Annotated in this window: 17 protein-coding genes and 2 pseudogenes; 10 read left to right on the top strand and 9 right to left on the bottom strand. The window is 54.8% G+C overall.

Features of this window, described 5'->3' with window-relative positions; translation table 11 throughout:
* Nucleotides 1–366: 366 nt before the first annotated feature.
* Together IYV58_RS16900 and IYV58_RS16895 are read right to left on the bottom strand one after the other, a co-directional pair.
* The gene (locus IYV58_RS16900) at nt 367–510 is read right to left on the bottom strand and encodes an Ecr family regulatory small membrane protein (protein WP_142445585.1); all 144 of its coding nucleotides are present in this window, start codon (nt 508–510) and stop codon (nt 367–369) included.
* Nucleotides 511–621: 111 nt separating this feature from the next.
* Nucleotides 622–1,566 (bottom strand): VirK/YbjX family protein, encoded by a 945-nt coding sequence (locus tag IYV58_RS16895; protein WP_004122018.1) that lies wholly within the window; start codon nt 1,564–1,566, stop codon nt 622–624.
* A 165-nt stretch (nt 1,567–1,731) separates the two neighbouring features.
* Between IYV58_RS16895 and pphA the strand changes: the two genes are divergently transcribed.
* Entirely contained in the window at nt 1,732–2,385 is a 654-nt protein-coding gene (gene pphA, locus IYV58_RS16890; RefSeq protein ID WP_049114590.1) for a protein-serine/threonine phosphatase, read from the top strand.
* Here the strand turns inward: pphA and IYV58_RS16885 are convergent.
* From IYV58_RS16885 to yebS, 5 genes are all read right to left on the bottom strand, one after another.
* On the bottom strand, nt 2,382–2,573 hold the full coding sequence (locus IYV58_RS16885) for a YdfD/YebW family protein (RefSeq protein ID WP_004122014.1): 192 nt from the start codon (nt 2,571–2,573) through the stop codon (nt 2,382–2,384). The genes pphA and IYV58_RS16885 overlap by 4 nt on opposite strands.
* A gap of 97 nt (nt 2,574–2,670) precedes the next feature.
* Nucleotides 2,671–2,910, bottom strand: coding sequence for a YebV family protein (locus IYV58_RS16880; protein ID WP_004103329.1), 240 nt, complete (start codon nt 2,908–2,910; stop codon nt 2,671–2,673).
* A gap of 115 nt (nt 2,911–3,025) precedes the next feature.
* Nucleotides 3,026–4,459, bottom strand: a complete 1,434-nt coding sequence (gene rsmF / locus IYV58_RS16875; RefSeq protein WP_075208585.1) for a 16S rRNA (cytosine(1407)-C(5))-methyltransferase RsmF — start codon at nt 4,457–4,459, stop codon at nt 3,026–3,028.
* A gap of 78 nt (nt 4,460–4,537) precedes the next feature.
* A complete protein-coding gene (locus tag IYV58_RS16870) occupies nt 4,538–7,171 on the bottom strand; it encodes a PqiB family protein (protein ID WP_004122010.1) in 2,634 nt (877 codons plus the stop codon).
* Entirely contained in the window at nt 7,140–8,423 is a 1,284-nt protein-coding gene (yebS, locus tag IYV58_RS16865; protein ID WP_032741884.1) for a membrane integrity lipid transport subunit YebS, read from the bottom strand. The genes IYV58_RS16870 and yebS overlap by 32 nt, the downstream gene beginning before the upstream one ends.
* Before the next feature lie 132 nt (nt 8,424–8,555).
* Between yebS and IYV58_RS16860 the strand changes: the two are divergent.
* From IYV58_RS16860 to htpX, 4 genes and pseudogenes are all read left to right on the top strand, one after another.
* Nucleotides 8,556–9,069: pseudogene (locus tag IYV58_RS16860) on the top strand (GAF domain-containing protein).
* Nucleotides 9,070–9,150: 81 nt separating this feature from the next.
* Nucleotides 9,151–9,834, top strand: coding sequence for an RNA chaperone ProQ (proQ, locus tag IYV58_RS16855; protein ID WP_004122005.1), 684 nt, complete (start codon nt 9,151–9,153; stop codon nt 9,832–9,834).
* Between the two features lie 19 nt (nt 9,835–9,853).
* A complete protein-coding gene (gene prc, locus IYV58_RS16850; protein ID WP_004122004.1) occupies nt 9,854–11,902 on the top strand; it encodes a carboxy terminal-processing peptidase in 2,049 nt (682 codons plus the stop codon).
* 237 nt (nt 11,903–12,139) lie between these two features.
* Nucleotides 12,140–13,021 (top strand): protease HtpX, encoded by an 882-nt coding sequence (htpX, locus tag IYV58_RS16845; protein WP_004122003.1) that lies wholly within the window; start codon nt 12,140–12,142, stop codon nt 13,019–13,021.
* A gap of 74 nt (nt 13,022–13,095) precedes the next feature.
* Here htpX and IYV58_RS16840 read toward each other — a convergent pair whose 3' ends face one another.
* Nucleotides 13,096–14,469, bottom strand: coding sequence for an MFS transporter (locus IYV58_RS16840; protein WP_004122002.1), 1,374 nt, complete (start codon nt 14,467–14,469; stop codon nt 13,096–13,098).
* A 177-nt stretch (nt 14,470–14,646) separates the two neighbouring features.
* On the opposite strand from IYV58_RS16840, the gene kdgR reads away from it, so the two are divergent.
* Nucleotides 14,647–15,438, top strand: a complete 792-nt coding sequence (kdgR, locus tag IYV58_RS16835) for a DNA-binding transcriptional regulator KdgR (protein WP_004122001.1) — start codon at nt 14,647–14,649, stop codon at nt 15,436–15,438.
* Nucleotides 15,439–15,482: 44 nt separating this feature from the next.
* Here the strand turns inward: kdgR and IYV58_RS16830 are convergent, their stop codons facing one another.
* Nucleotides 15,483–15,722: a YobH family protein gene (locus IYV58_RS16830; RefSeq protein WP_004122000.1), complete on the bottom strand. Its 240-nt coding sequence runs from the start codon at nt 15,720–15,722 to the stop codon at nt 15,483–15,485.
* 159 nt (nt 15,723–15,881) lie between these two features.
* On the opposite strand from IYV58_RS16830, the gene mgrB reads away from it, so the two are divergent.
* The 4 genes and pseudogenes from mgrB (at nt 15,882) to cspE (ending at nt 17,372) form a co-directional block, all read left to right on the top strand.
* Nucleotides 15,882–16,025: a PhoP/PhoQ regulatory lipoprotein MgrB gene (mgrB, locus tag IYV58_RS16825; RefSeq protein WP_002911375.1), complete on the top strand. Its 144-nt coding sequence runs from the start codon at nt 15,882–15,884 to the stop codon at nt 16,023–16,025.
* Nucleotides 16,026–16,099: 74 nt separating this feature from the next.
* The gene (locus IYV58_RS16820; protein WP_004121996.1) at nt 16,100–16,390 is read left to right on the top strand and encodes a YebO family protein; all 291 of its coding nucleotides are present in this window, start codon (nt 16,100–16,102) and stop codon (nt 16,388–16,390) included.
* Nucleotides 16,391–17,004: 614 nt separating this feature from the next.
* Nucleotides 17,005–17,150: pseudogene (locus IYV58_RS16815) on the top strand (DUF2627 domain-containing protein).
* A 12-nt stretch (nt 17,151–17,162) separates the two neighbouring features.
* On the top strand, nt 17,163–17,372 hold the full coding sequence (gene cspE / locus IYV58_RS16810; RefSeq protein ID WP_001062678.1) for a transcription antiterminator/RNA stability regulator CspE: 210 nt from the start codon (nt 17,163–17,165) through the stop codon (nt 17,370–17,372).
* Nucleotides 17,373–17,487 lie beyond the last annotated feature (115 nt).

The following is a 17,487-nucleotide window of genomic DNA, read 5'->3' as shown; positions in this document are numbered from 1 at the left end:
TGATTGTTGGTTTTATGTTTTCCTTTTGCTTTTCAAAGGGGGCGTAAAAATAAGGGGATTTTTTTAAAATCACAATCTGGTGCAAACTTTGCAACAAAAAATCTGGACAAAAAGCCGGGTGTAGACACTGGGTGCCTTTCAGAGAGGGAAAGGAGAAAACACCTGCACGAAATCAGGCCCATAGTGCAGGTGAAATGTACGGGCCAACATCGGAAGAGACTCAGTATACACATTTGTATGACAAATGAAATAATAGACAAGATACGGCTTTAAGTTTTTTAGCGGGTATTTATCTGACCGCCTGACGGGTTATTAGCGGATGAAAGGAAAACCGTAACTTGCGGGATAAAAATAATCGGTAAAGATTTATTCCGGCGCGACAAAGGAGGGATACAACCATGTTTCCAGAAAGCTCACCAGGAACCATATTTGTCCGCTAAAAATAAACCACAAAGCAGCGGCCAAAATAATCAGCAGGATAGCCAGCAGGAGTGTTTCAGTTTTGCTCATAACTTCATTAGCCGTCCGCAAGGAGTACAACGAAGTTATGATAGTAACTAAAGCGCCGCAGAAGATGCAAACGCCGTCGTGCTAAACGGCGTTGGCGAAGCGGCTGGAGAGCTACTCCATGAGTATCTCCATCTTAGCGGCCATATCATCCAGAAGCTGAAAGCGGCGACGATATTCAGCGCGCTTCTTGCTGGCGATGCTCTCAAGCGTCTTTCTTTCCAGCTGGAGCGGTAAGCGCCAGCGCCAGGCGCCGTCGGCGACGCCATCGATAGATTGCCAGAACTCATCATAGCTGGCGTGAAAATGACGTCCCTTGCTCAACCGATAGCGCAGCGCGCGGAAGACGTGGCCGTTGTCGCTGACCCCGTAAATGTGATTAATGTTGCTGCGCGCCGCCATTAACCAGATAAATTCCATCAGCAGGCGTTTCGGGAACAGGCCGTAACAGGCGCGGGTCGCTCGTTTAATCACTTCGTGCGGAACAGTGCTGCGCGGCCCCTGTAGACCGCCGATGGTCAACTGCCATTGCTCCTGCTGGCGGGTGACGCTAAAGGTCGCGCTGGCCAGTACAATCTCATCGCTATCGCGCAGCCACAGCGTCGTTTCGCCCTCGCGTTCGGCTTTGCCCGCCGAGGAGGCGGAGAGCGTAAACCGGCTGTCGTCTTTGCCCGTCAGCTCAAGCAGCGGTACATCTTTCGCTGCGGTCATGGCCCCGGCGAGGCACGAGCCTCCCAGAGAATCGACAAACTGGTAGTGGCTGATAATGGCCTGCGCGCGCTGGCTGGCGTTTAATCCGCGGGTCAAATACTGGCGATGAACTTTGCCCGGCAGCGTCACCTGAGCGGCCAGCAGCTGATTGAAGTCCGCACGCGCCGCCAGGCTTTCCAGCATGCTGCGCGTTGGCGCATAAAATAATGCTGTGCGCAGTAAAAACTTAAGCCGGTAATGACGTTGTTGCCAGATGGGGGCTGGGGTGAGCCGACCCATCACCAGATCGGCAATAAGATTTGGGCGTCGCTCAACTACGCTGGCTGAATGCAGGCTGTTATCCGTCACGATGAATACCTCGGAGTTATTTAGCCTCTATTCTATGGATATATCATGGAGAGCTTAATGCCCCGCCGGACTATATTTGCCTTTCGTTTAAAGTCGATTGAGGTGTCCATATTACGGGCATTGAAGTGGCGGATTTTTCCTATAATTGTGCGAGGAGGACATAATATGTATCAGCGCATTGACGGTTCCGCCTGGCGTAATATCTGGCTGGTGGGCGACCTGCACGGCTGTTTCGCACGCCTGATGGCGGCCCTTCGCGAGCACAGGTTTGACCCTTATCAGGACCTGCTTCTCTCGGTGGGCGATCTGATCGATCGTGGACCACAAAGCGCGCAATGCCTGGATTTACTGCGCTATCGCTGGGTTTGCGCGGTACGTGGAAACCATGAGCAGATGGCGCTGGAGGCGCTTGCGGGCAGCGATATGCGGCTCTGGGAGATGAACGGAGGCGACTGGTATACGCAATCTCCGCAGAACCAGAGGCGGCGCCTTACGGAGCTTATCGCCCGCTGCCGCGACCTACCGCTGATTATCGAACTCCACAGCGGTGGGCAGGTGCACGTCATTGCCCATGCTGATTACCCCGCGGCGGTTTATTGCTGGCAGCGTGCTGTCGATGAGCATCAGGTGTTGTGGCGTCGGCAGCGGCTTGCCGACCATTTCGCCGGGCGTCACGGCGCGATTGCCGGCGCCGATCATTTCTGGTTCGGCCATACGCCGCTCAAACGGCGCTATGACAGCGATAACCAGCATTATATCGATACAGGGGCCGTATTTGGTGGAGCGCTAACCCTGGTGGCGCTACAGCTGGCGGGCTAAAAATCGCTGTATTCTCGGGCGGGGAGCCAGAAACTGTCGATAAAATCTTCTACCGGAAAGCAGCCGCCGTGGCGTATCCGCTGATCGTCCATGGCCGTTGTGCACTGCCGCTCGTTATCGTAAACATCGACAACGATATCTTCACAGCCGCCGTCCAGGTAACAAATAAACAGTACTAAGGCAAACATCCTGGCCTCATATCCTGAAAAACATATTGTTAAGTGTAGGAGATGTCAGAAAAGCGGGGAAATAAATAACCCGTCTCAGGCGACGGGTTCATTGGAATCAGGCGAGGCGCATGATCCAGGCATCGGACTGGCGATCGTAGTGCTTACGGTAGAGGACGGAATGTTCACCATCAAGTATGGCGGGCACGCTGGTGTCCGCGTCCCATGCATCAAGCTGCATGCATAAATCCGGATCGGATTTGCAGGGGATACTTAACGTTCGCTCTCCCTGCTGTTCGCCGTGCAGTTCGGCGTCGTCTATTTCAAACGCGCCGATACGTACGCTAGTTTTACTCATAAATTCACCCCGTTTGTCTGCTGATTTGTGGTACGACCAGTTGAGGCCGACATTTTTGAGCGTAGACAAACGGGCGTAAAGCGCCAGTGAAAAAGTGCTGTTTTTCGAGGCGCCATCACGCTTTTTTGCTAAAAAGCTTACCGTCACGCACCAGTTCGCGGGGATAGCTGTTTTTTAAACGCGACCCGACTTTTTTCGCCAGCCCGAGCGGCGCGCCCTGATAGGTGACAATCGCATCATCCTTCTCCGGGAGCGTTTCCGGATAGACGTCGCGGCCGCGGTACCACTCTTCCGCTTCTGCCTGAGTCAGCGCAAAGGGCGCGGCCGGGGCGGCAAGCGCAATCACCGCTTCGTGCTGCCAGCGATAGCCTTTGTTGTGGGTTTCGGCGAGCCGGATCCCGATGCGTGAAAAGCGCACTTTACCGAAGAGCGCTTCGAGCGCCTGTGGGAAGAGCCAAATTTCTTTATCACGCTGCCAGAGCGTATGGTCGGCGGTCCACTGCAAACCGACGGCGGCAGCGGCGGCAATAACGGCGGCGGATTCGCGGGTTTTAAGCGGCGTGAAGGGGAATTTCCCGACTTTATAGCCCGGCGCCGGGAGCGGCTTGATGGCGGCGGTTTTGCGTAAGCGGGCGACGAAGAACCCTTCGCAGTCAAAAATCTGCGGGAAGACGTGCAGGAAACCCTCGTCGGTCAGCGCTTCGCTGGCCTGGGGGAACAGCGAGCCGAGCGGCAGTACTTCCACCGCCTGCGGGTAGCGCGCTAGCAGCCCGTTGACCACGTCTTCGTTTTCTTGCCGGTTCAGGGTGCAGGTGGAGTAAACCAGCGTCCCGCCGGGGCGAAGGGCGTGAAACGCGCTGTCGATAAGTTCGCGCTGGGTAAGCGCGATCTCCGCGTTGCTTTCCGGCGACCAGTTTTTCAACGCATCGGGGTCTTTACGTACTACTCCTTCGCCAGAGCAGGGGGCGTCGAGCAGGATCGCATCAAAGCATTCCGGTAGCGCGGCGCCGAATACCCGGCCATCGAAATGGGTTAACGCCACGTTGCTAATTCCGCAGCGGCTGATATTGGCGTGCAGGACTTTAACCCGGCTGGCGGAATATTCATTGGCCAGAATGCCGCCTTCATTGCCCATGCGCGCGGCGATTTGCGTGGTTTTAGATCCCGGCGCGGCGGCGACATCCATCACCCGCTGCGGCGTTTCACCGCCGGCAAACAGCGCGGCGACGGGCAGCATGGAGCTGGCTTCCTGAATGTAAAACAGCCCGCTAAGATGCTCGGCCGCGCTGCCCAGCGGCAGGTCGTCTTCGTCTTCACGCTCGATCCAGAAACCCTCTTCGCACCACGGAACCGGCGTGAGCTGCCAGCGATAGGGGGCGACCAGCTGCAAAAAATCAGCCACCGTGATTTTCAGCGTATTGACGCGAATGCTCCGCCGCAGCGGGCGCTGGCAGGCGGCGATAAAGTCGTCGAAAGAGAGATGCGTCGGCATTGCCGCACGCATTTGAGCGAGGAATTCTTCAGGAAGATAGACAGCGTTTTGAGCCACGGGGAGCGCACCACAACGAAAAAAGGGGGCGTAGTTTACCACAAAGGCTCCGGCGGCGGACACCGGAGCCTTTTACGCTTAGCGCGGCAGGGCGGTGCCCCATTCGCGCCACTCTTTCGGTTCGCTCTCCAGCAGCAGGAAGTGTTTGCCATCCTGCGCTTTCGGCGCCAGCGGCGTACCCGGAGGCGTCGCAAACGCGATGCCGCCGCGAATGAACTGATTAAAGGTACCGGTTTTCACCACCCCGCCAATCAGGCCAAAGTCGAGACTATAGCCGGAAGCCAGCCAGAACACCGAGTTGTTGCGCACCAGATACTGATAACGCTTGCTGATACGCAGCTGTACCATCACGCGATCCGACATCGAACCGAGCATCAGACCGGTCACCGTGCCGACTTCGAGCCCGCGGAACAGCACCGGCGTGCCGATACCCAGCGAACCCGCTTCCGGTACTTCGACGATAATGCTCAGGCCGTCGATATAACGTGAATCGCTGATCGTGGTTTCCTGAATTTCGAAATCACGGCGCGGTGAACCGCGTCCCGGCTCGACGTTGATATAGGCCTGGAAAAGGGTATCCAGATGTTCAACGCCCGCCGCGGAAATCTGCGGCGTAATCACCGAGAAACGCGTCCCGGCGCGGGCAAAGGTATTGACGTATTCCGGGTAGAGCACCGCTTTCGCCTGCACTTCGTTTTTCGCGGTAATTAAATTCAGCGACTGGATCTGGCCAATATCAATCCCCAGGTAGCGAATCGGCATCCCTTCGGCGATTTTACCGGCGTCGAAGGCGTGGAGGGTTATCTGCCCACCCACCGCGCGGGCAGCGGTTTCCGAAGCATACAGCACGCGTTTATTATCGATCCGCGCGCTAGCGCTGGCGCCGCTGAGGTTATCAAAGCTAATCGCGCCCTTCAGCGCGCGGGAAAGCGGGGAAGCCTGCACCGTCAGACCGCTACCGTTAAGCTGCACTTTGGCGCCGCCTTCGGCCCAGAACACGCTGTTGCTGGTCAGCAGATGGCGATATTCCGGCTTGATATGAATATTGATTTCAAAGGCGTTTTTGCGCGGCTGCACGGTGATGATTTCCCCGACCGCAAATTTACGGTACAGCACCACGGAGCCGGCCTGCACGTCCGGCAGCGTCTCGGCTGAGAGCGTAAGCGTGGTGGTCGGCAGATCGCTCATGCTGTTTTCCAGCGCCTTTTCCTGGTTCGCATACAGCGGATAGCGGCTTTGCATCGCCCCCTTGTCGCCCGGAATAATGCGGATCCCGCCGTTGACCCATTCGCTGGCGCTGGCGCCGAGGAACTGCACGCCGTCGATGCCGACTTTGACGTCAATCCGGCTGTTGACCACGAATTTGCTATCGCCGCGAACCAGTGAACGGTACTCCGGCATAATCGCTACCTGGAACGTGACGCCATCGGCATTCAGCTTGCGCTCCAGAACCTGGCCAATCTGGACGCCGTGCAGAATTAGCGGCTGCCCGGCGTCGATACCGTAGCTCTCCGGCGCGGTGAGCGTAACGGTCGCCACATCCGGTTCTTCCAGAATGGATTTATCGGCAGGCAGCACCGCAAACTGGTTACGCGGCTCACCTTCACCGGGGACCAGTTCAAAGGTGGTGCCGGTCAGCAGGGCGCTGACGCTGGGGTTATCCAGAGAGATTTTCGGCTTCTTCATCTGAATCAGCGTCTTCTCACGCAGCAGGCTGACGACGCTCGGATCGACGGTCATTTCGCCGGTCACTTTCCCGTCGGAATTGAGATTCATCTTGCTGAGCTGGCCAACCTCGAGTCCCTGGTACATCAGCGGCGTAGAGCCGGCTTTTAAGCCCGCGCCGTCGGGAAGATCCAGTTTGACCACCACCCCACGCTGACTGTGCGCCAGGTCTTCATATAAGTGATAATCCGTGTTCTGCTGAGCCTGCGCAGAGTCATCGGGGGAATCAAAGGCAATAGCGCCGTTCACCAGCGCTGAGAGGCTATCGAGCTGGACCTTCGCGCCGCTCAGGCTGACATCCGCTTTTACGCCGGAGACGTTCCAGAAACGGCTCTCTTTTTTCACCAGGTTCGTGAAACGGCGCTCGATCAGTACGTCAATGGTGACGCCCTGATTGTTCGGATTAATCGCGTAGTCATAAACCCGGCCGACCGGAATTTTGCGGAAATAGACCAGCGAGCCGCTGGTTAACGAGCCCAAATCCGCAGACTTGAGATGAATCATTAGCTCGCCGTTATTAATGTGATACTTCGGCTGGGTGTCGAGAGCGACAAAGTGATCTTCAGGCTCGCCCTGACCGGGCATCATGCCGATATAGTTGCCGCCAACCAGCGCATCGAGGCCCGACACGCCGGCGAGAGAAGCTTTCGGCGTCACCAGCCAGAACTGCGTCTCCTTGCGCAGCGCATCTTTCATATCGCCTTTGACGCTGGCTGAAACCTCAATTTTGCTCAGATCTTTACTCAGCGAGATATTCTCGACCGTACCGACTTCTACTCCCTGATAGCGGATGGGCGTGCGCCCAGGAACGATACCGTTGGCCGACTGGAAGTCGATAACGATCGTCGTACCGCGATCCTGATAGCTGGTCCATATCAGCCAACCGGCAATCAGTAGCGCAATGACCGGCAGCAGCCAGAAGGGCGAGATGCGGCGTTTAGTTTTAATTTTGGCTTCAGTCGGCGAAGCGGGCGTTTCCTGACTCATGTGCGTCCCAAAGTAAGCGGCTGTCCAGCCATTCAACAGCAAGGATAGTTAATATTACCGCGGCGCCAAAATAGACCGCGGCGGGCCCCATCGTAAACGCGAGGAGCTGATCGCGGTTGATCAGCGACATGGTTAATGCGATGACAAAAAGATCCAACATAGACCAGCGGCCGATCCAGGTAATCAGCCGCAGCAGCAGGATGCGGGTACGTAACCCCTGTTCACACTTGAATTGTATGCTGACCAGCAGGGTAAACAATACAATAACTTTGGTGAATGGGACCAGAATACTGGCGATGAACACCACTCCGGCGATGGCCACGTTGCTGCTGGCCAGCGACATAATGCCGGAAAGAATAGTGTCGTCCTGGCGCGCGCCGTTGACGTAAATAATCGAGATTGGCAGCAGGTTGGCAGGCAGCAGGAAAACCATCGACGCGATCAGCGCGGCCCAGCTCTTTTGCAGGCTTTGGCGACGTCTGTGGCGCAGAGGCGTGTGACAGCGGCGGCAGCGCCCGCGGGAATCACGATGTCCGGTATAATGACAGCCGAGACAAACCTGGAGATTATTATCCGGCCGCAGCGCCGGGCGCTGGGGATAAAAACGCTCCCACAGCTCCTCAACGTTCATATGGATAAGCGTCAGGATGCTGAGCAGGGTGAGCGCGATATAGGCAATAAGCCCGATGCCGGGCTGCAGAAAGGCGTAATCTTGTACTTTGATGGAGGCGACGCCGATACCGACCAGGTAAATATCCAGCATCACCCACTCTTTGAGCCGCTCCAGCATCAGCAGTATCGGGCGCAGATTCATGCCCAGCACGTTACCCAGCCACAGGTAGGCGATTGAGACGACCAGCAGCACTGGCGCGACGACCGCGCAAAACAGCACCATCGCCGCCGTGAGCGGATCGCCCTGGCCGGTCATTTGCCAGATGCCCTGAAGGACGTTAGCGTCGATGCGTACGCCTAAGAGATGTAAACGCAGAAGCGGTTCGCTCCAGGCAAAAGGCATCAGCAGCAGCATCGCGATCGCCATACTGCCCAGTCGGGTAAGCGACCAGTCACGGCCATCGCGCACTTTGGCATTGCAGCGAGGGCACCAGGCGCTCTGATTCTTTTTGAGGACCGGTAAACGAAACAGCAGATCGCACTGTGGGCAGCGCTGATAGTGAGCGTGCGCAACAGGCGCGCTGACCGAGTAGACGATCATCTTTTTTGCTGGCGTAACCCTGGGTGTTTTTAGTGGCATTTATAGCTTACAGAAATGAGTGTATCTCTCTATCTTAACTCAGGAATGAATTCATCTTGAGCATGAATGCATTTAAAGCTTATTTTATTAGGCTGTAAGTGTAAGGTAGTAAGACAACTAAGCGAATAAATAATGAACAAACAAGAATTCTACGCGGATCTGAACCGCGATTTTCAGGCGTTAATGGCAGGCGAAACCAGTTTTCTGGCCATGATTTCAAATACCAGCGCGCTGCTGTTCGAGCGGCTGGCTGAAGTGAACTGGGCCGGTTTTTATCTCCTGGAAGGCGACACGCTGGTCCTTGGCCCGTTCCAGGGCAAGCTGGCCTGCGTGCGTATTCCGGTAGGGCGCGGCGTATGCGGCGCTGCCGTCGCGCAGAATCGCGTGCAGCGGGTAGAAGACGTTCACGCGTTTGATGGTCACATCGCCTGTGACGCCGCCAGTAATTCGGAAATTGTCTTCCCGTTGCGGGTGAACGATCGAACTATCGGCGTCCTGGATATCGATAGCACAGCCTATTCCCGCTTCACCGCTGAAGATGAGCAGGGGCTGGCAGAACTGGTCGCGCATCTGGAAAAACTCATTTCTGCGACTGATTATCAAAAAATATTCACCCGCGTCGCAGGATAATCAACGGATAACGTAGCATTTACCGATGACGTCATTATAATGACGCCTGTTCATGCCTGCGGCTTGTTGGCTACGTCCGTTGTAATCAGGAAATTTCATGGAAAATCAACCTAAGTTGAATAGCAGTAAAGAAGTCATTGCGTTTCTGGCCGAACGCTTCCCTCAGTGTTTTAGCGCTGAAGGCGAAGCTCGCCCCCTGAAAGTCGGTATTTTTCAGGATCTCGTTGAGCGCGTTGGCGGAGAGATGAATCTCAGCAAAACCCAACTTCGCGCTGCACTGCGTCTTTATACTTCGAGCTGGCGCTACCTGTACGGCGTTAAGCCTGGCGCAGTCCGCGTTGACCTCGACGGCAACCCGTGCGGCGAGCTGGAAGAGCAGCATGTTGCTCACGCCCGCCAGCAGCTTGAAGAAGCAAAAGCCCGCGTTCAGGCGCAGCGTGAAGCGCAGCAAGCGAAAAAACGCGAAGCCGCCGCCGCCGCTGGCCAGCCGGAAGAGGGGGCTCGTCGCGAGCGTAAACCTCGTCCTCAGGCTCAGGCGCGTCGTAAAGAAGGCGCTGAGCAGCGTAAACCGCGCCCGGCACCAGCAGCCAAAGCGCCGCGCGAAGAGCGTCATACCCCTGTATCAGATGTGTCTGTATTGACCGTTGGCCAGGCACTGAAGGTGAAAGCAGGTAATAATGCAATGGACGCCACCGTCCTGGAAATCACCAAAGATGGCGTTCGTGTACAGCTGACTTCTGGTATGTCAATGATTGTACGCGCAGAACACCTGGTGTTCTGAAACGGAGGCCGGGCCAGGCATGAACAAATTCTTTAAGCTCACCGCGTTGGCGGGCCTGCTGGTAATCGCAGGCCAGTCGTTCGCCGTGGACGATATAACCCGGATTGATCAAATCCCCGTGCTGAAAGAAGAGCCGCAGCACGCAACGGTGAGCGAGCGCGTGACATCGCGCTTTACCCGTTCCCACTACCGCCAGTTCGATCTCGACAATGCCTTTTCGGCAAAAATTTTCGATCGTTATCTGAACCTGCTGGATTACAGCCATAACGTGCTGTTGGCCAGCGACGTGGCGCAGTTTGCCGCGAAAAAGAATCAAATCGGCGATGAGCTGCGCAGCGGGAAGCTGGACGTTTTTTACGACCTGTATAATCTGGCGCAGAAACGTCGTTTCGAGCGTTATCAATATGCATTGAAAGTGCTGGAACGTCCGATGGACTTCACCGGCAATGACAACTTCAACCTTGACCGCAGCAAGTCGCCCTGGCCGAAAGATGAGGCCGAGCTGAATGCGCTGTGGGATGCCAAGGTGAAGTTCGATCAGCTCAGTCTCAAGCTGGCTGGCAAAGATGATAAAGAGATTCGCGAGACCTTAACCCGTCGTTACAAGTTTGCCATTCGCCGTCTGGCGCAAACCAACAGCGAAGATGTTTTCTCGCTGGCGATGACCGCCTTTGCGCGTGAAATCGACCCGCATACCAACTATCTCTCACCGCGCAATACTGAACAGTTCAATACCGAAATGAGCCTGTCTCTCGAAGGTATCGGCGCGGTATTGCAGATGGATGACGACTACACGGTGATCAATTCACTGGTGGCCGGTGGGCCTGCGGCGAAGAGCAAAGCCATCAGCGTGGGTGACCGTATCGTTGGCGTTGGCCAGCCGGGTAAAGCCATGGTCGATGTGATCGGCTGGCGTCTTGATGATGTGGTAGCGCTGATCAAAGGTCCAAAGGGCAGCAAGGTTCGCCTGGAGATACTCCCGGCGGGTAAAGGCGCGAAAACACGGATTGTGACCCTCACGCGCGAACGTATTCGTCTTGAAGACCGCGCGGTTAAGATGTCAGTCAAAACCGTCGGCAAAGAGAAGGTTGGCGTACTGGATATTCCAGGTTTCTATGTTGGCCTTACGGATGACGTGAAGGTTCAACTGCAGAAACTGGAAAAACAGAACGTTAGCAGCATCGTTATCGATCTGCGCAGCAACGGCGGCGGGGCGCTGACCGAAGCGGTTTCGCTTTCTGGCTTGTTTATTCCATCCGGTCCGGTTGTTCAGGTGCGCGATAACAACGGTAAAGTGCGCGAAGACAGCGATACCGATGGCGTGGTGTACTACAAAGGCCCGCTGGTGGTGCTGGTCGACCGTTTCAGCGCGTCGGCTTCTGAAATTTTCGCCGCCGCGATGCAGGACTACGGTCGCGCGCTGATCGTCGGGGAGCCGACCTTTGGCAAGGGGACCGTCCAGCAGTACCGTTCGCTGAACCGTATCTACGATCAAATGCTGCGCCCTGACTGGCCGGCGCTGGGCTCCGTACAGTACACCATTCAGAAATTCTATCGCATCAACGGCGGTAGTACTCAGCGTAAGGGTGTGACGCCGGACATCATGATGCCGACCGGAACGGAACAGCGTGAGACCGGCGAGCAGTATGAAGATAACGCGCTACCGTGGGACAGCGTCAATGCGGCAACCTACGTGAAATACAGCGACCTGACGCCGTTTGGGCCGGAGCTGCTAAAACGCCACGATGCGCGTATCGCTAATGATCCTGAATTCCAGTACATCATGAAGGACATTGCTCGCTATAACGCGATGAAAGACAAACGCAACATCGTCTCCCTGAACTACGCGCAGCGTGAAAAGGAGAACGAAGAAGATGATGCGATTCGTCTGGCTCGCGTTAACGATCGCCTGAAACGCGAAGGCAAGCCGTTGCTGAAGAAACTGGAAGATCTGCCGAAGGATTACCAGGAGCCCGATCCGTATCTTGATGAAACGGTTCATATTGCGCTCGATCTGGCCCATGAGGAAAAGGATCGGCCAGCGGTAGAGCCCCCGGCCAGTAAATAAATCCCCAACGGGCACACTAATTTGTGCCCGTTTTCTTTTCTGTTCTTGCGCAACTTTGCCGGCCTGAATTCAACAAAATGTCAACGCTATTGCCCAGCGTCAGCAATATGCTACAAAATGTAAAGTTGTGTCTTTCTCGTGACTTAGCGGGGCCTGATGGTTGAAAATTGGCGCTCTACCCATACCATGTGGGTAATCGCATAGTGCGTTTTGTTAAATCGAGGTTAAAAGAAAATTATGATGCGAATCGCGCTTTTCCTGCTGACCAACCTGGCAGTGATGGTGGTGTTCGGGCTGGTGCTAAGCCTGACGGGAATTCAGTCAAGCAGCATGACCGGGCTGCTGATCATGGCGCTGTTGTTTGGTTTCGGCGGTTCAATCGTTTCGCTGCTGATGTCGAAATGGATGGCGCTGAAATCGGTGGGTGGGGAAGTCATTGAGCAGCCGCGTAATGAAACCGAGCGCTGGCTAATGAATACCGTCGCGCAGCAGGCGCGGCAGGCGGGCATTGGTATGCCGCAGGTGGCTATCTACCATGCGCCGGATATTAACGCCTTCGCGACCGGCGCGCGCCGCGATGCGTCGCTGGTGGCCGTCAGCACAGGGCTGTTGCAGAACATGAGCCGTGATGAAGCGGAAGCGGTCATTGCGCATGAGATTAGCCACATTGCCAACGGTGACATGGTTACCATGACGCTGATTCAGGGGGTGGTGAATACCTTCGTTATCTTTATCTCGCGCGTTATCGCGCAGATTGCAGCGGGCTTCCTCGGCGGCAATCGGGATGAAGGTGAAAACAGCAACGGCAACCCGCTGATCTATTTTGCGGTCGCTACGGTGCTGGAGCTGGTGTTTGGTATTCTGGCGAGCATTATCACCATGTGGTTCTCCCGCTACCGCGAGTTCCATGCCGACGCCGGTTCAGCAAAACTGGTCGGGCGTGAGAAAATGATCGCCGCGCTGCAGCGCCTGAAAACCAGCTATGAGCCGCAGGAAGCCAGCAGCATGATGGCGTTCTGTATTAACGGTAAAGCGAAATCCATGAGCGAGCTGTTTATGACTCACCCGCCTCTGGATAAGCGTATTGAAGCCCTGCGCAGCGGCGAATATCTGAAGTAACGCTCCGTTCCCGGCTGTAAAAAAATAAAAATCCGCAACCTTCGGGCTGCGGATTTTTTTATGTCGATTAAGGGCTACAGCCTGGCGCGCGGCTGCGTGACGCGCAGCCCGCTGACGGCCGCGGCGACAACGGCAAGGATCCCGGCCAGCATAAGAGCGGTGTGGGTTCCGCTATTCCCTGACAGATTAAACAGCAGCGCCACCAGCGCGGCGCCGGTACTCTGCCCAAGCAGGCGCGCGGTACCCAGCATGCCGCTTGCGCCGCCGCTACGATGAGCCGGCGCTGAAGAGACGATGGTGTGATTGTTGGGCGACTGGAACAGACCAAAGCCCGCGCCGCAGAGCGCCATTCGCCAGATAATATCCAGATCCGTGGGGGCGGAGGGCAGTAAAGCCAGGCCGAACAGGCCACAGGCCATGACGAGAAGGCCAATCGCGCCCAGCAGCCCGGCGTGAACTTTCTCAATCAAATAGCCTGCCAGCGGCGCCATCACCATTGTGGCCAGCGGCCACGGCGTCAGGAGCAGACCGGTTTCCACCTCGCTGCGTCCCATCATTGACTGCAGGAAGAACGGCAGCGAAACCATGGCCAGCATCTGGGCGCAGAAGGAGCATATGGAGGTACAAATTGAAAGAGAGAACAGCGGGATACGCAGCAGGTCAATCGGCAACAGGGGGACCGGCATCCTGAGCTGACGACGGACAAAAAAGAAACCGACGACCAGCATGGCAACGATCTCCGCCGCAACCAGTTCGCCGGACTGGCCCTGGGCGAAACCGCCGAGAGCGGTAATCAGTAAGCCAAAGGTTAAGGCATTCATGATGGCGCTCGGCAGGTCGAAGCGGGTGACCTTGCTGCGGCCCACGTTGGCGGGCAGATAGCGTATCGCGAGAAGCAGGGAAATAATGCCCAGCGGAACGTTAATCAGAAACAGCCATTGCCATGAAGCCATCGAGAGAATCGCGGCGGCGATGGTCGGACCCGCCGCGGAGGAGACCGCCACCACGAAAGAGTTGATCCCCATTCCGCGGCCGAGAAAACGCTGGGGATAAATCAGGCGAATAAGCGCGGTGTTAACGCTCATCAGTGCCGCGCCGCCGAGGCCCTGCGCCACGCGCGCCAGGGTCAGCATTTCCAGGCTTGTGGAGAGGGCGCAGGCCAGCGACGTGAAGGTAAAAAGCGCCAGGCCGATTTTATAAATACGCCGATAGCCGACCATATCGCCGAGGAAAGAGAGCGGCAGCAGGGCGATAACAATGGCGATTTGGTAGGCATTCACTATCCAGATAGAGGATGCCGGGGAGGCGTTTAAATCGCTGGCGATGGTCGGTAGGGCGACGTTGGCGATCGCGCCATCCAGCACCGCCATCGACAGGCCTAATACAATGGTCAGAATGGCGCCGTAACGCTGCGGCAAAGGTAACCCATCGGAGAGGTTTTTATCCATGTGAGGTCTGTATCTTATCGGGGACTATTAACTGGGTAATAATTTTAGCATTGATTATTCAGCGGCATGTCGCAGATTTGTAACGAATAGGCAGAAGAACGATTGCGGGTCGCGGGATGCGAATTTATAATAAAAACCGGTTCTAATTTTTATAAAACAGTTGCGATGAGGTGATAAATGGCAGTTGCAGATTTGGATAAACAGCCAGATTCTGTCTCTTCGGTATTGAAGGTTTTTGGCATTCTGCAGGCGCTTGGCGAAGAGCGTGAAATTGGCATTACCGAACTGTCCCAGCGCGTCATGATGTCAAAAAGCACCGTTTATCGCTTTTTGCAGACCATGAAATCGCTGGGGTACGTAGCTCAGGAAGGCGAATCCGAGAAATATTCTCTGACCCTCAAACTCTTCGAACTTGGCGCGCGGGCTTTGCAGAACGTTGATTTGGTACGCAGCGCTGATATTCAGATGCGCGAGCTTTCACGTCTGACGAAAGAGACCGTCCACCTGGGTGCTTTGGATGAAGACAGCATCGTTTACATCCACAAAATCGACTCAATGTACAATTTGCGCATGTACTCGCGCATTGGGCGTCGTAACCCGCTGTACAGCACCGCGATCGGTAAAGTGCTGCTGGCCTGGCGCGATCGTTCCGAGGTTGAACAGATTCTGGAAGGCGTGGAGTACAAACGCAGCACCGACCGGACCATCACCAGCACCGAAGAGCTGCTGGCGGTTCTGGATCAGGTCCGCGAGCAGGGGTATGGCGAAGATAACGAAGAGCAGGAAGAAGGGCTGCGCTGCATTGGGGTGCCGGTTTTCGACCGCTTCGGCGTGGTTATCGCCGGACTGAGTATCTCTTTCCCGACGCTGCGTTTCTCGGAAGAACGCCTGAACGAGTATGTCGCGATGCTGCACACGGCGGCACGTAAAATTTCCGAGCAGATGGGCTATAACGATTATCCGTTCTGATCGGGTGCGTGAAGCGGGCTACAGAATCTGTAGCCCGCTCGTGACTAGCCGTTATCAACAACCGTGGCGCTTTTACGCAGAATAGGGCAATCGGTGATGCCGATAATACCGCTGCTGGAATGAACATATTGTGCGGTACTGATGCCGCGAGCCGTGAGATATTTACACTGCAATCCCAGCCCTCCTGCGTTCTCACTGCTGCCCATTAATACACCATAACCGCTTAATAACACGCCAATCCACAAGATAGCCAGCACCACAATGGTACGAATGATCAATCGCATTGTTGCCTCATTATTTGTATTATCCTTGCGTCCATTCTGGCATGAACACCAGTTGAAACAAGTCTATGATTCCTAAACTTGCCTTTCGTATTACAGTTAGCCGCGGTTTAAGAAGGTCATGTTATCCTGGCGACATCTGATACTGATGCGGAGTGTGGAGTGAAAAAATTACGGTGGGTTTTGCTGATAGTCATCATTGCAGGTTGCTTACTGCTATGGACTCAGATGCTTAACGTAATGTGCGATCAGGATGTACAGTTCTTCAGCGGCATCTGCACTATCAATAAGTTTATTCCCTGGTAAGACATTTTTAATATGATTGATTTTCTTCTGCTGCGCGGGTGGTAGAATAAGCGCCTTCTCTTTGAGGTGGTGAAATGAGTGAGTTACTAAATCCTGGGATTGTAAGCCTGGCATCCGTGGCGCTATCTGTTGTGCTGCTGCTTGTCGGCCTGTTGTTATGGTTTTTTGTTAATCGCGCCAGTTCGCGCGCCAATGAGCAGATAGCGCTGCTGCAGGCGCTGCTGGATCAGCAAAAGCGGCAAACCGCGCTGCTGCGTCGTCTCTGTGAGGCCAATGCGCCTGAGAAGGAGAGCGCCGCTGAACCTTCAGTAGCCGAAAAGGGAAAAGGCGACGACGATTTTATCCGTCTTGTTGCAGAGCGCTGATCCGACCGACAGGTGTGCACGTTTGCGGTGTGCGCCTGTATCTCACCCGGCTGTATAACTTAATCTTATCTATAAACCTCTTCAGCTTTTTCCGCGCGCACGGGCCAGCGGAAGCGGCTTTACCGCGCCGCCTTATATTGCTTTGTTTAATTAATCAAATAAAAGAATAGTTGGACTTAACTGTCATCAGCTCTTCATTATTGTCGTGGAATATCAGTATAGACAATATTTTAAGCTCTTCAATTTACGTGTTTTGATATTATGAAATGCCCGCATTAAAGCAATTTTTCGTCTATCGTTATGAGCTTTTATATGCATCTTTATGCAGTGGTTTTTGTCTCCCCCTAAAATTGGCGGTTTCACTGCGGCCGTGGGTGGGAGCACTGAAGTTGTTGAGCTGTGACGGATAAGTGGCCGCCAGAGAGGACATCCCGGGGGGCAAGCAGGGCGCGATAAGGATAAGCCAGAGCGAGCAAAGTCGCATAAATGTGCAGGCGATCAAATGATTCCCTTATAATCTGTGCGAGCGATCGAGACCCGTCTAAAAATGGCTTGCCATTATTTACGTAGTATGTGATAACACGTTTCGGGTTAAACGAGGTACAGTTCTGTTTATGTGTGGCATTTTCAGTAAAGAAGTCCTGAGTAAACACGTTGTCGTTGAATACCGCTTCTCTGCCGAACCTTATATTAGTGCCTCATGCAGTCATGTGTCAGTTTTATCTATGTAAGCGCCCTACGGGCGAAGAAAACAGTCTAAGGAATTTTGCAAATGGCAAAGATTAAAGGTCAAGTTAAGTGGTTCAACGAGTCTAAAGGTTTTGGCTTCATTACTCCGGCTGATGGCAGCAAAGATGTGTTTGTACACTTCTCCGCTATCCAGGGTAACGGTTTCAAAACTCTGGCTGAAGGCCAGAACGTTGAGTTCGAAATTCAGGACGGCCAGAAAGGTCCAGCTGCAGTTAACGTAACTGCTATCTGATTTAAGACCACTGAATCTTGTAAGAAAGCCTCGCAACTGCGGGGCTTTTTAGTATTTATTGCAAAACATGTCCATTTACCACCCTCCGTTGCGCTTTGTTGCAAATCAACACCAT

Origin of the sequence: Klebsiella sp. BDA134-6 (genome assembly GCF_015601345.1) — a bacterium.
GTDB classification, from domain to species: Bacteria; Pseudomonadota; Gammaproteobacteria; order Enterobacterales; family Enterobacteriaceae; genus Klebsiella; species Klebsiella grimontii.
The sequence above is the reverse complement of the archived record's forward strand: the minus strand, read 5'-3'. Positions and strand labels throughout refer to the sequence as shown.

Coding starts and splice junctions, on each gene's coding strand:
- IYV58_RS16885 (WP_004122014.1), bottom strand. CDS start 2,573: ATGTTTGCCTTAGTACTGTTTATTTGTTACCTGGACGGCGGCTGTGAA.
- IYV58_RS16870 (WP_004122010.1), bottom strand. CDS start 7,171: ATGAGTCAGGAAACGCCCGCTTCGCCGACTGAAGCCAAAATTAAAACT.
- kdgR (WP_004122001.1), top strand. CDS start 14,647: ATGGCAGTTGCAGATTTGGATAAACAGCCAGATTCTGTCTCTTCGGTA.
- cspE (WP_001062678.1), top strand. CDS start 17,163: ATGGCAAAGATTAAAGGTCAAGTTAAGTGGTTCAACGAGTCTAAAGGT.
- IYV58_RS16880 (WP_004103329.1), bottom strand. CDS start 2,910: ATGAGTAAAACTAGCGTACGTATCGGCGCGTTTGAAATAGACGACGCC.
- IYV58_RS16820 (WP_004121996.1), top strand. CDS start 16,100: ATGAGTGAGTTACTAAATCCTGGGATTGTAAGCCTGGCATCCGTGGCG.
- yebS (WP_032741884.1), bottom strand. CDS start 8,423: ATGCCACTAAAAACACCCAGGGTTACGCCAGCAAAAAAGATGATCGTC.
- IYV58_RS16840 (WP_004122002.1), bottom strand. CDS start 14,469: ATGGATAAAAACCTCTCCGATGGGTTACCTTTGCCGCAGCGTTACGGC.
- pphA (WP_049114590.1), top strand. CDS start 1,732: ATGTATCAGCGCATTGACGGTTCCGCCTGGCGTAATATCTGGCTGGTG.
- prc (WP_004122004.1), top strand. CDS start 9,854: ATGAACAAATTCTTTAAGCTCACCGCGTTGGCGGGCCTGCTGGTAATC.
- IYV58_RS16830 (WP_004122000.1), bottom strand. CDS start 15,722: ATGCGATTGATCATTCGTACCATTGTGGTGCTGGCTATCTTGTGGATT.
- htpX (WP_004122003.1), top strand. CDS start 12,140: ATGATGCGAATCGCGCTTTTCCTGCTGACCAACCTGGCAGTGATGGTG.
- IYV58_RS16900 (WP_142445585.1), bottom strand. CDS start 510: ATGAGCAAAACTGAAACACTCCTGCTGGCTATCCTGCTGATTATTTTG.
- proQ (WP_004122005.1), top strand. CDS start 9,151: ATGGAAAATCAACCTAAGTTGAATAGCAGTAAAGAAGTCATTGCGTTT.